The following is a 12,533-nucleotide window of genomic DNA, read 5'->3' on the forward strand; positions in this document are numbered from 1 at the left end:
CTCTAAACCCTTGATTTACAGGCTCTACGAGGCACTGGCCCGACCTTTGCTCTACGCTTTAACAAGCACAACCGTGCGTCCTCCAATAAACACAAAAAAGCCAGGAGATACCCACCATGCGTTACGCACACCCCGGTACTGAAGGCGCGATCGTTTCGTTCAAGGCCAAGTACGGCAACTACATCGGCGGTGAGTTTGTCGCGCCGGTCGATGGCAACTATTTCACCAACACCTCGCCGGTCAACGGCAAGCCCATCGCCGAATTCCCGCGCTCCACTGCCAAGGATATCGACAAGGCCCTGGACGCCGCCCACGCCGCCGCTGACGCCTGGGGCAAGACCTCGGCCCAGGACCGCTCGCTGGTACTGCTGAAAATCGCCGACCGCATCGAACAGAACCTCGAACTGCTAGCCATCACCGAAACCTGGGACAACGGCAAGGCCGTGCGCGAAACACTGAACGCCGACATCCCGCTGGCCGCGGATCACTTCCGCTACTTCGCCGGCTGCATCCGCGCGCAGGAAGGCAGCAGCGCCGAGATCAACGAACACACCGCCGCTTACCACTTCCACGAACCGCTGGGCGTGGTCGGCCAGATCATCCCGTGGAACTTCCCGCTGCTGATGGCCGCCTGGAAACTCGCGCCAGCCCTGGCCGCCGGTAACTGCGTGGTGCTCAAGCCTGCCGAGCAAACCCCGCTGGGCATCAACGTGCTGATGGAACTGATCGGCGACCTGCTGCCGCCGGGCGTACTGAACGTGGTGCACGGCTACGGCAAAGAAGCCGGCGAAGCCCTGGCCACCAGCAAGCGCATCGCCAAGATCGCCTTCACCGGCTCCACGCCAGTGGGCTCGCACATCATGCACGCGGCCGCCGAGAACATCATTCCGTCCACCGTTGAGCTGGGCGGCAAGTCGCCGAACATCTTCTTCGCCGACATCATGAAAGCCGAACCGCAATTCATCGAGAAGGCCGCCGAAGGTTTGGTGCTGGCGTTCTTCAACCAGGGCGAAGTGTGCACCTGCCCTTCCCGCGCGCTGGTGGAAGAGTCGATCTACGACGACTTCATGAAAGTGGTGATGAAGAAGGTCGAGTCGATCAAACGTGGCGACCCGCTGGACACCGACACCATGGTCGGCGCCCAGGCGTCCGAGCAGCAATTCGACAAGATTTTGTCCTACCTCGAAATCGCCAAGGGCGAAGGCGCCGAGCTGCTCACCGGCGGCAAGGTCGAGAAGCTGACCGGCGATCTGGCCACCGGCTATTACATCCAGCCGACCCTGCTCAAGGGCACCAACAAGATGCGGGTGTTCCAGGAAGAAATCTTTGGCCCGGTGGTGAGCATCACTACCTTCAAGGATGAAGCCGAAGCCCTGGCGATTGCCAACGACACCGAGTTCGGCCTGGGTGCCGGCCTGTGGACCCGCGACATCAACCGCGCGTACCGCATGGGCCGGGCGATCAAGGCCGGGCGTGTATGGACCAACTGCTATCACCTGTACCCGGCGCATGCCGCGTTCGGTGGTTACAAGAAGTCCGGTGTGGGCCGTGAGACTCACAAGATGATGCTTGATCACTATCAGCAGACCAAAAACCTGCTGGTGAGCTACGACATCAACCCGCTGGGCTTCTTCTAACTCACAACCCGCTCCCACATTTGAAATGCAATAAAAATGTGGGAGCGGGCTTGCTCGCGAATGCGGTGTATCAGTTACTGAGTTTTCAACTGACTACCGCATTCGCGAGCAAGCCCGCTCCCACACTTGATCTTCACAAGACCTTGCTACTCATTCGGCTTACTTAAGTAAGCCGGGATAAAACAATAAGAAAGGGATTCCATCATGCCCAGCGAACCGAATGGCGCTCCGGCGTCCGGGTCTTCCGTCGACTTTGAAAAGGTCGGCACCGAATACTTCCAACAACGGGAACTGAAAAAAGGCGCTGCCGGCTGGGTACTATTAGTCGGTCTCGGTGTTGCCTACGTCATCTCCGGCGACTACGCCGGCTGGAACTTCGGCCTGGCCCAGGGTGGCTGGGGCGGTATGTTCCTCGCCACACTGCTGATGGCCACCATGTACCTGTGCATGTGTTTCTCCCTGGCCGAACTGTCTTCCATGATTCCTACCGCCGGCGGCGGCTACGGCTTTGCCCGCAGCGCGTTCGGCCCCTGGGGCGGGTTCCTCACCGGCACCGCGATCCTTATCGAATACGCCATCGCCCCCGCCGCCATCGCGGTGTTTATCGGCGCCTATTGCGAGTCGCTGTTCGGCATTGGCGGCTGGATGATCTACCTGGCGTTCTACATCATCTTTATCGGCATCCACATCTTCGGCGTGGGTGAAGCGCTGAAGCTGATGTTTGTGATTACCGCCGTCGCCGCGATTGCCCTGGGTGTGTTCCTGGTGTCGATGGTGCCGCACTTCAGTGTCGCCAACCTGCTGGACATCCCGGTGACCGAGGCCAAGGGCGCCAGCTCTTTCCTGCCCTTCGGTTATGTCGGCGTGTGGGCGGCGATTCCCTATGCGATCTGGTTTTTCCTTGCGGTCGAAGGCGTGCCCCTGGCCGCCGAAGAAACCAAGAACCCCAAACGCGACCTGCCCCGCGGCCTGATCGGCGCCATTGTGGTGCTGACCAGCTTCGCCCTGCTGATTTTGGTGATCGCCCCCGGCGGTGCTGGCGCCTACGCGTTGATGGCATCGGGCAATCCGCTGGTGGAAGCCTTGTCCAAAGCCTACGGCGGCTCCACGTGGATGGGCCACTTCGTCAATCTGGTGGGCCTGGCCGGGCTGATCGCGAGCTTCTTCTCGATCATCTACGCCTACTCCCGGCAGATCTTCGCCCTCTCCCGCGCCGGCTACCTGCCGCGCAAGCTGTCGCAGACCAACAAAAGCAAGGCACCGGTACTGGCCCTGGTGATCCCCGGCATCATCGGGTTCGGCCTGTCGCTGACCGGCCAAGGCGATTTGCTGATCCTGGTCGCCGTATTCGGCGCAACCATTTCCTACGTGCTGATGATGGCCGCGCACATCACGTTGCGCATCCGCCGCCCCAAAATGGACCGCCCTTACCGTACTCCGGGCGGCATCTTCACCTCGTGCGTCGCCCTGGTACTGGCCTGCATCGCCGTTGTGGCGGGCTTTCTGGTGGATCCGCGCGTGGTGATTGGCGCCGCGATCATCTATGGAGTATTAATTGCTTACTTTGCTTTCTACAGTCGGCATCACTTGGTAGCAGGCACGCCGGAAGAAGAATTTGCGGCGATCCAGGCCGCAGAGGCCGCCTTGCACTAACTGCCATAAACCTCGACGCGGGCGCTTTACTCACATTCAGCCCGCGTCGACAAGGAGACTCTGTATGGCAAGCTTTTCCCACGCGGTCGGTGCATTGACCTACCGCTTCGACAGCCTCAAGGACGTGATGGCCAAGGCCAGCCCGGCCCGCTCCGGGGATTTTTTGGCGGGTGTTGCCGCCCAGAACGATGGCGAGCGGGTCGCGGCGCAAATGGCCCTGGCCAACATTCCGTTGAAGCACTTTCTCGAAGAAGTGTTGATCCCGTACGAAAGCGACGAAGTCACCCGGCTGATTATCGACACCCACGATAAACAAGCGTTTTCCGTGGTCAGCCACCTGACCGTCGGGGGTTTGCGGGATTGGCTGCTCAGCGACGCGGCCGACGAACAGAGCCTGCGCGCCCTGGCGCCCGGGCTGACACCGGAAATGGCCGCCGCCGTGTCGAAGATCATGCGTGTGCAGGACCTGGTACTGGTGGCGCAGAAAATCCGCGTCGTCACACAGTTCCGCGGCACGATGGGCCTGCGCGGGCGCCTGTCCACCCGCCTGCAGCCCAACCATCCCACCGATGAGCCGGCCGGTATCGCCGCGAGCATTCTTGACGGCCTGCTCTACGGCAACGGCGACGCCATGATCGGCATCAACCCGGCCACCGACAGCATCGCCTCGATCTGCGCGATGCTGGAAATGCTCGACGCGATCATCCAGCGTTATGAAATCCCGACCCAGGCCTGCGTGCTGACCCACGTCACCACCTCCATCGAAGCCATCAACCGTGGCGTGCCGCTGGACCTGGTGTTCCAGTCGATCGCCGGCACCGAGGCGGCCAATGCCAGCTTCGGCATCAGCCTGAGCGTGCTGCAGGAAGGCTACGACGCGGGCCTGAGCCTTAATCGCGGCACCCTCGGGCAAAACCTGATGTATTTCGAAACCGGCCAGGGCAGCGCCTTGTCGGCCAACGCACACTTTGGCGTCGACCAGCAAACCTGCGAAACCCGCGCCTATGCCGTTGCCCGGCACTTCAAGCCGTTTTTGGTGAACACGGTCGTAGGATTTATCGGCCCCGAGTACCTGTACAACGGCAAGCAGATCATCCGCGCCGGCCTCGAAGACCACTTCTGCGGCAAGCTGCTGGGCGTGCCCATGGGGTGCGACATCTGCTACACCAACCATGCCGAAGCCGACCAGGACGACATGGACACCCTGCTCACCCTGCTGGGCGTGGCCGGAATCAACTTCATCATGGGCATCCCGGGCTCCGACGACATCATGCTCAACTACCAGACCACTTCATTTCACGACGCGCTCTACGCCCGGCAAACATTGGGTTTAAAGCCGGCGCCGGAGTTTGAACAGTGGCTGGCGAAAATGGGCATCTTCACGCAAGCCGACGGCAAGGTGCACTTCGGCAACAGCCTGCCACCGGCATTCCGCCACGCCTTGGCGCAACTGGGATGAAGAAGGAACCGCCCGTGCACATCGACACCCCGGAAAACAACGTGGACAACCCGTGGCTTGAGCTGCGGCGCCTGACCCCGGCGCGGATTGCCCTGGGCCGCACCGGCACCAGCATGCCTACCGGCGCGCAGCTGGATTTCCAGTTCGCCCATGCCCAGGCCCGCGACGCGGTACACCTGCCGTTTGATCATGCAGGACTCAGCAGCCAACTGGCGGAGCGCGGCCGCGACAGCCTGTTGCTGCACAGCGCCGCCGTCGACCGCCACAGCTACCTGCAACGCCCGGACCTTGGGCGCCGCCTCAGTGATGAATCCGCCCAGGCCCTGCGGGACTATGCCGAAGCCAACCCCGGCGGCGTGGACCTGGCGGTGGTGGTGGCCGATGGCTTGTCGGCCCTGGCGGTGCATAAACATACGTTGCCGTTTCTTACACGCATGGAGGAACAAACCCACGCTGAAGGCTGGTCGCTGTCACCGGTGATTCTGGTGGAGCAGGGCCGTGTCGCCGTCGCGGATGAAGTCGGCCAGTTGCTCGGGGCAAAAATGGTGGTGATCCTGATCGGCGAGCGGCCGGGGCTCAGCTCGCCGGACAGCCTGGGGCTGTATTTCACCTACAACCCCAAGGTCGGCCTCACTGACGCCTACCGCAACTGCATCTCCAATGTGCGCCTGGAAGGCTTGAGCTACGGCATGGCCGCTCACCGCCTGCTTTACTTGATGCGGGAGGCCTGTCGCCGGCAGTTGTCGGGGGTCAACCTCAAGGATGAAGCGCAGGTACAAACCCTCGAGTCGGATGATCCCGACCTGATGAAAGGAAACTTCCTGCTCAGCCCACCGAAGGACTGATCCCTGCACGATTGCGCTTTTTCTCTGCTTTAGGCAGCATCGAGACACGGCCGCTTGTGTGGTCATACCCCATTTGGAAGTTGAGGCCTGGCATGCGGATTACTCAAGCGACCCTTGAACACCTGGACCTGTTGACCCCGCTTTTCGTCAAATACCGCGAATTTTACGGTGCGCTGCCGTTTCCTGATTCGAGCCGCGCCTTCCTGGAAAAACGCCTGCGCCGCAAGGAGTCCGTGATCTACCTGGCGCTGGCCGACGATGACGACAAGAAACTGCTTGGCTTTTGCCAGCTGTATCCAAGCTTTTCATCGTTGTCCCTCAAGCGGGTGTGGATCCTCAACGACATCTACGTCGCCGAAGACGCACGCCGGCAGTTGGTGGCCGACAACCTGATGCGTACCGCGAAGAAGATGGCCAAGGAAACTCAAGCCGTGCGCCTGCGTGTGTCCACCAGCAGCGACAACCAGGTGGCGCAGAAAACCTATGAGTCCATCGGTTTTCGGGAAGACACCGAGTTCAAGAATTACGTGCTTGCGATCAGCGATGACTGACAACTATTAACCAAACCTCATACATCTGTTGTGGGAGCCCCCTCCCACACTGACGCTGTGTCTACAATCAGATCGAAGTCGCGACATTCCCCGCTACAAAACCAGCACGCTTTTCACAACTCTATCCGTATAATGCGGACCTTTCAGGGTCGTAAGAATTACGCCACAACCTTGTAGCCCTTATTACCCGAAGCCTCCGCACAGGCCCGCTGAGCCAGGCCATTCACACAGGTGCCCTCCATGGATTTCAACCCGCTCGACCTTATCCTGCATCTCGACGTGTACCTCGACATGCTGGTGAGAAACTACGGAGTGTGGATCTACGCCATTCTGTTCCTGGTTATCTTTTGCGAAACCGGCCTGGTGGTCATGCCGTTTCTGCCGGGTGATTCCTTACTGTTCATCGCCGGCGCTGTTGCAGCGGGCGGCGGCATGGACCCGATATTGCTGGGCGGCCTGCTGATGCTCGCGGCCATCCTGGGTGACAGTACCAACTACGTGATCGGACGAACGGCCGGGGAACGCTTGTTCAGCAACCCCAACTCGAAGATCTTCCGCCGCGACTACCTGCAAAAAACCCACGACTTCTACGACAAGCACGGCGGCAAAACCGTGACCCTGGCGCGCTTCCTGCCGATCCTGCGCACGTTTGCGCCGTTCGTCGCCGGTATCGCGAAAATGCCTTACCCGCGCTTCTTCGGTTTCAGCGTGTTCGGCACCGTCCTCTGGGTCGGCGGCCTGGTAACCCTGGGCTACTTCTTCGGCAACGTGCCGTTCATCAAGAAAAACCTGTCGCTGCTGGTGGTGTTCATCATCCTGCTGTCGCTGGTACCGATGATCATCGGTGTGTTCCGCAGCCGCTTTGGCCGCAATTCCACCGAAGCCAAGCCGCAGTAACCTGCGATGTGGTCCCTCAGCGCCTGGCGTCGCCGGCGCCTGCTGGCCAAGCACCCGATTGCCGATGAAACGTGGCAGCGGGTGCGCCATCACCTGACGTTCCTCGACGGCATCACTGCCGAGCAAGACCAGTGGCTGCGGGAAGCCTGCGTGGTGTTCCTCGCCGAAAAACACCTCACCGCCCTGCCCGGCGTCGAACTGCACCAGGAACAGCGCCTGCTGCTCGCCGCCCAGGCACAGCTGCCGCTGATGAACCTTGGCGACCTCGACTGGTACCAGGGCTTCCACGAGATCGTGCTGTACCCCGACGACTTCCTCAGCCCGCAGCGCCATCGCGACGCCAGCGGCGTGGAGCACGAGTGGGACGGCGAGCACAGCGGCGAAGCCTGGCAACAGGGCCCGGTGATCCTTGCGTGGCCCGGCGTACTGGCCAGCGGCAACTGGGAAGGCTACAACCTGGTCATTCACGAACTGGCCCACAAGCTGGACATGCTCAACGGCGACGCCAACGGCCTGCCACCCCTGCACCACGACATGCGCGTGCAGGAATGGGCCAGCGTCATGCAAAGCGCCTTCGACGACCTCAACCGCCAGCTCGACCGCAACCCAGACGCAGAGACTGCCATCGACCCCTACGCCGCGGAAAACCCGGCCGAGTTCTTTGCCGTCACCAGCGAATATTTCTTCAGTGCCCCGGATTTACTGGTCAGCAGTTATCCACAGGTGTACGAGCAACTGAGCCACTTCTACCGTCAGGATCCCCTGGCGCGCCTGCACCAACTGCAGGCCGGCGACGTGCGGTATCAGACGGAACGCCAAGCGCCCTACGACGTCTGACGCATGGCATCGGCGTCAGAATATGCCTATAATCGCCGCCACTTTTAGGCCAATCCGGCCATGTTCCATGGCCAACTACGGGGGCAACGCCCAATGAGCTACAGCAAGATTCCGGCTGGCAAAGACCTGCCGAACGACATCTACGTCGCCATCGAGATTCCGGCCAACCACGCGCCGATCAAATACGAAATCGACAAAGACAGCGACTGCCTGTTCGTTGACCGTTTCATGGCCACCCCGATGTTCTACCCGGCCAACTACGGTTTCATCCCCAACACCCTGGCAGACGACGGTGACCCCCTCGACGTGCTGGTCGTGACCCCTTACCCGGTTACCCCAGGCTCGGTTATCCGCGCCCGCCCGGTCGGCATCCTGAACATGACTGACGACGGCGGCGGCGATGCCAAAGTTATCGCAGTACCACACGACAAGCTGTCCCAGCTGTATGTCGACGTGAAGGAATACACCGATCTGCCGCCACTGCTGCTGGAACAGATCAAACACTTCTTCGAGAACTACAAAGACCTCGAAAAAGGCAAATGGGTGAAGATCGACGGTTGGGGCAACGCAGACGCCGCCCGCGCCGAGATCATGAAGTCGGTCGCTGCCTACAAAGGCTGATACCGCTATTCGCTCTGAAAAAGCCCCGATTAAACGGGGCTTTTTTTGTGGGAAAAATATAAACATCCGCCTACTTTAATAAACATATTTACAGCAATTGTTTAACTAGCTTAATCAACTAGCAGAATAGTCCTGCGATAAGGAAACACCTACATACAGCAACTCAACGCATGGTTTATTTGATCTGATTTTACGGCCAGTAAACTCTGCGTTTATGAATACATCAGGTGATCGCTTAAGAGCGCTATTACGGGAAGTTCATCTTTCCGCTTCCGACTTCGCCAAGAACCGCGATGTTACGCCTCAACACGTAAACAACTGGTTCAAACGCGGCGTCCCCATGGGCCGGCTCAACGAGTTCGCAGAATTGTTGTGCGTCACCAGCCGTTGGCTGCGCACAGGCGAAGGCCCCAAACATCCACCCGCCAACTACCTGCTGGAAGGATCCGATGCAGACACCTCCCACCGTATCGCCCGCGAGACCAGCGGCAACTACATCACCCACCCGGTCTCGGGCCCGGTAAAAATCGACGTGGAGATCCCCCTCCACCCCACCTTCACCTCGACCGAAAGCATCCGCCTCTCCCTGCACACCCTTGAAGCCATCGGTGTAAGCCCGGAGCGGGCGCTCGGGGCCTACATGGTCGGCAACAGCATGATCGACATCATCCAGGACGGAAGTACCCTTGCCATCGACTGTGGTCGCAAACAGATCATCGATGGCGAAATCTACGCGGTAGAGCACGACGGAATGCTGCGGATCAAATACCTCTACAACCGTCCAGGAGGTGGCCTGCGGATGCGTAGCCACAACAGCGCCGAGCATCCGGACGAGTTTTTGACCTATGAGCAGCGGCATGAGCAGAACTTTGAGATTCTGGGTTGGGTGTTCTGGTGGGCGACACTGAATAACCGCCGCCCGCCGGTGCCGCTGGATGCGCATTTATTGGGCTACGAAGGCTCTAAATCGGATCCGGAGCTGGGAAATTGAGGCGAATATGGGTATTATCCGCCGCACATTTGGCAGGGGGTTGGCGTGAAGCCGGTCCGCCCTGCCTGGCGATGCGGAGGAGTTCCCGCTGATGCCCCTTATCACCTGGGTGTGAGCCTGGGTGAACGATTTGAAGGCTGGTGAGGTTTACCAAAAATAAGCTGAACCAGTCCCCGAGAAGCCGGCCACAAGCCGGCTTTTTAATGCCTGGAAGAAAGTCGGGCCGGGAAGTCACCTCACCTCGGCTGCAAACAGTCCAGCGCTCGATCCACCACCACCTTCGACATTTCCACCAAATGCATCACCGCTCGCTGTGCGCCATTCAGCGGCTCGGTCGACGCCTGGGCGGTCGCCACGGCGCAATGCAATAACTCGGCAGCATGGGCCAGGGCATCTTCGAAACTCAGTTCGTCATCTACGGTAAACGGGTTGGGTGAAGGCGGTACTTCAGGTGCTTTGAGGTAGTGATCGATAGCGCGCCGAGTGGCGTCATTGTCGCTGAGTAAGGCTTTACGGAAAGTGGGTGGATCGGGGGTAACTTTGACCATGGTAGAACTCCTAGCAGTGAGTTGAACCACTAACCTCTCGCGACTAAACGATCAGAAGGTGGCAGCTGTACGCAGGTTAGTCGACCGGCCGCTAGGCACCGGCGCACCCGAAGGTGCCCTGCGCACAGCCACCATAAAGTGCAGGCGATAAATACCTGGCTTTGAGATGGCGCTGTACGCCTAGCGTTGTCCGGGCGACTAAACCCGATCACTGAATAAGCAGTGACGGAACGCAGACTAGTCGCGGGATTTTGCTGGCGCAAGCGCTTGGAATTCTCTAGGAAACGTCCTGCAAAGGAAAGGGATCAGTCTTCCTGGCCATTCCCAATCACTGCCACTTCTTGACTCTCCCCCTAAGGTCACACCCCACCCTGAAACCCCAGTTTTCAGGACCGCACCACCATGAGCCAACGCATCCTGGTCATCCTCGGCCACCCTTCCAGCACCAGCTTCTGCTCTGCCCTCACCGACACCTACATCACCAGCGCCAAAAAAGCCGGCCACGAAGTACGCATCCTGCGTCTGGGTGAACTGGCCTTCGACCCCATCCTCCACAACGGCTACAACCAGGCCCAGCCTCTGGAACCCGACCTGCTCAACGCTCAATCCGACATCCTGTGGGCCAATCACCTGACGTTTGTTTTCCCCGTCTGGTGGGGTGGCATTCCGGCATTGATGAAGGGTTTTATCGACCGAATTTTCCTGTCTGGTTTCGCCTTCAAATACCGCAAAGGCAAGACCTTCCCCGACAAACTCCTGAAGGGCAGAACCGCACACTTGCTGGTGACCCTCGACACGCCGCCGTGGTATTACAGGTGGTTCTACCGCATGCCCGCGCTGCACCAGATGCGCAAGACGACGCTGGCGTTTTGTGGCATCCAGCCGATCAAGACGTTGCAGTTCGGACCGGTGCTGGGCTCTACGCCAGCACAGCGGGAACAGTGGCTGAAACGGGCCGGCGCACTCTTTGGGAAAAGGATTTTTCATGTACATCGGCAAAGCCGCGCAACTGTCGGGCACAACCATCAAGGCGATTCGTCACTATGAGGCCATCGGCCTGTTACCGCCGCCGCAGCGGGAAGGTCGTTACCGGATCTATTCCGCACAAAGCGTTGAGCTGCTGATGTTTATCAAGTGCGCTCAACAGTTGGGTTTCAAGCTCAAGGAACTGCAGGGCATTCTGCATAGCGCCCAGGGCGATGAGCTGCCTTGGCATAAGGCAAATAAAGCGATTGCAGACAAAAAACAGCAACTGTCCCATCAGATTGAAGCTCTCCAACGGGTATACACAGACCTAGTCAAGTTTGAAACGAGCTGGACTGGTCACTGTCAGCCGGAGTAATGCCCGGTTGCCAATGAATGACCTTCGCCTAAAGGATGGTAGCAACTAGCCACCCCCTGTAGTAGGCTCCTATCCAATTGACAACACCTCCCAGGCCCGGCAGTACAAGGCAGTTACCATGTCACAGCGAAGGATCCGCTCTGTTGGCCCAAGGCTCTGCTGTACCTGCCTAACGGCTCCCGCTCACTCCAGGCACTCCCATGACTGATCTTCCCCCTTCGATCGCCCATCGGCGTTTATCGGAGGCGACGCCCCCTGCGCTGCAAATACCTCTGCGCGAAGCGCGTTTCAACCTTTCGCGGGATGTGGTGCTGCCTGCGCGCACCCGGCTGCAGTTGGATGAGTGCCTGGCACGCCTGCGCTTTCATACGAAGATTTACCAGGACTGGGGCTTTGCTGCCGTAGACCCGATGGGCATGACCGCCATCTTGAACTTCTATGGCCCGCCCGGTACCGGCAAGACCTTGTGTGCCGAGGCCCTCGCCGGCCAGCTTGGGCTGCCGTTCATGGCGCTGGGTATTGCTGAGCTGGAAAGCAAATTCATGGGCGATACGGCCAAGAACATTCAGACGACCTTTGAGCAGGCCCGGCAAACCGGTGCGCTGCTGTTCTTCGATGAAGCCGACACGTTGCTGGGCAAGCGCCTATCGTCCGTCACCCAGGGCGTGGACAACGAGGTCAATGCCATGCGCTCGACCTTGCTGATCGAGCTGGAACGTTTCGAGGGCATCGTGGTGTTTGCCACCAATTTTGCCAAGAATTATGACGAGGCCTTTCGCAGCAGGATCGGTTACCACGTCGAATTCTGTTTGCCCGACCTGGGCGCTCGGCAACAGCTTTGGGAGCGGTTTCTGGTGCCGCAGATTCCGCTGGCCGGGCCGCGCGAAGCGTTGCTCGACAGTGCCAGCCTGCGTTCCGACGGCCTGTCTGGCCGGGAAATCCGGACGTGCATGCGCCTGGCACTGCCTAAGGCGTTTCTTGCCGCCGAGAAAAACGGCGTACCCCCATGTCTGCACGCCGAGCACTTGCACGCGGCTATCGATGAAGTCCTGGCCAGTCACCACCAGGTAGCAACACCGCCTTCCACCCGAATACACAGCGAGCAGGACGTGGCCCGTGCCAAAAGCCTGCTAGGCCTTCAATAACTTAATA

General features: G+C 59.7%; 13 protein-coding genes. 12 read left to right on the forward strand and 1 reads right to left on the reverse strand.

Translation table 11 applies throughout. The annotated features are described in order from the left end of the window. The first annotated feature begins 116 nt into the window (after window positions 1-116). From C0058_RS28685 to C0058_RS28725, 9 genes are all read left to right on the forward strand, one after another. Window positions 117-1,637 carry an aldehyde dehydrogenase family protein gene (locus C0058_RS28685; RefSeq protein ID WP_003219398.1) on the forward strand — a complete coding sequence of 507 codons (1,521 nt, stop codon included), beginning with the start codon at window positions 117-119 and terminating at the stop codon, window positions 1,635-1,637. A gap of 204 nt (window positions 1,638-1,841) precedes the next feature. Continuing rightward, window positions 1,842-3,290, forward strand: a complete 1,449-nt coding sequence (eat, locus tag C0058_RS28690; protein WP_102369970.1) for an ethanolamine permease — start codon at window positions 1,842-1,844, stop codon at window positions 3,288-3,290. Window positions 3,291-3,354: 64 nt separating this feature from the next. Then, window positions 3,355-4,749, forward strand: coding sequence for an ethanolamine ammonia-lyase subunit EutB (locus tag C0058_RS28695; protein ID WP_003219393.1), 1,395 nt, complete (start codon window positions 3,355-3,357; stop codon window positions 4,747-4,749). After that, window positions 4,746-5,594, forward strand: coding sequence for an ethanolamine ammonia-lyase subunit EutC (eutC, locus tag C0058_RS28700; RefSeq protein ID WP_087692359.1), 849 nt, complete (start codon window positions 4,746-4,748; stop codon window positions 5,592-5,594). The genes C0058_RS28695 and eutC overlap by 4 nt, the downstream gene beginning before the upstream one ends. A gap of 92 nt (window positions 5,595-5,686) precedes the next feature. Next, entirely contained in the window at window positions 5,687-6,145 is a 459-nt protein-coding gene (locus C0058_RS28705; RefSeq protein ID WP_003219389.1) for an N-acetyltransferase, read from the forward strand. A gap of 240 nt (window positions 6,146-6,385) precedes the next feature. Next, window positions 6,386-7,042 (forward strand): DedA family protein, encoded by a 657-nt coding sequence (locus C0058_RS28710; protein WP_008436520.1) that lies wholly within the window; start codon window positions 6,386-6,388, stop codon window positions 7,040-7,042. A 6-nt stretch (window positions 7,043-7,048) separates the two neighbouring features. Further along, on the forward strand, window positions 7,049-7,879 hold the full coding sequence (locus C0058_RS28715; RefSeq protein ID WP_003219385.1) for a zinc-dependent peptidase: 831 nt from the start codon (window positions 7,049-7,051) through the stop codon (window positions 7,877-7,879). A gap of 93 nt (window positions 7,880-7,972) precedes the next feature. Next, complete coding sequence (gene ppa, locus C0058_RS28720; protein ID WP_003176323.1) at window positions 7,973-8,500, forward strand: inorganic diphosphatase; 528 nt, start codon at window positions 7,973-7,975, stop codon at window positions 8,498-8,500. A gap of 214 nt (window positions 8,501-8,714) precedes the next feature. Then, window positions 8,715-9,491, forward strand: a complete 777-nt coding sequence (locus C0058_RS28725; RefSeq protein WP_087692357.1) for an XRE family transcriptional regulator — start codon at window positions 8,715-8,717, stop codon at window positions 9,489-9,491. A 236-nt stretch (window positions 9,492-9,727) separates the two neighbouring features. Here the strand turns inward: C0058_RS28725 and C0058_RS28730 are convergent, their stop codons facing one another. Next, the gene (locus C0058_RS28730) at window positions 9,728-10,039 is read right to left on the reverse strand and encodes a DUF6124 family protein (RefSeq protein WP_102369971.1); all 312 of its coding nucleotides are present in this window, start codon (window positions 10,037-10,039) and stop codon (window positions 9,728-9,730) included. Between the two features lie 402 nt (window positions 10,040-10,441). Here C0058_RS28730 and C0058_RS28735 point away from each other — a divergent pair, with 402 nt between their 5' ends. From C0058_RS28735 to C0058_RS28745, 3 genes are all read left to right on the forward strand, one after another. Continuing rightward, on the forward strand, window positions 10,442-11,086 hold the full coding sequence (locus tag C0058_RS28735) for an NAD(P)H-dependent oxidoreductase (RefSeq protein ID WP_102369972.1): 645 nt from the start codon (window positions 10,442-10,444) through the stop codon (window positions 11,084-11,086). Next, a complete protein-coding gene (locus C0058_RS28740; protein ID WP_102369973.1) occupies window positions 11,025-11,381 on the forward strand; it encodes a MerR family transcriptional regulator in 357 nt (118 codons plus the stop codon). The genes C0058_RS28735 and C0058_RS28740 overlap by 62 nt, the downstream gene beginning before the upstream one ends. A gap of 200 nt (window positions 11,382-11,581) precedes the next feature. Beyond that, a complete protein-coding gene (locus tag C0058_RS28745; RefSeq protein WP_102369974.1) occupies window positions 11,582-12,526 on the forward strand; it encodes an ATP-binding protein in 945 nt (314 codons plus the stop codon). Window positions 12,527-12,533 lie beyond the last annotated feature (7 nt).

This window comes from Pseudomonas sp. NC02 (assembly GCF_002874965.1).
Classification (GTDB): Bacteria; Pseudomonadota; Gammaproteobacteria; order Pseudomonadales; family Pseudomonadaceae; genus Aquipseudomonas.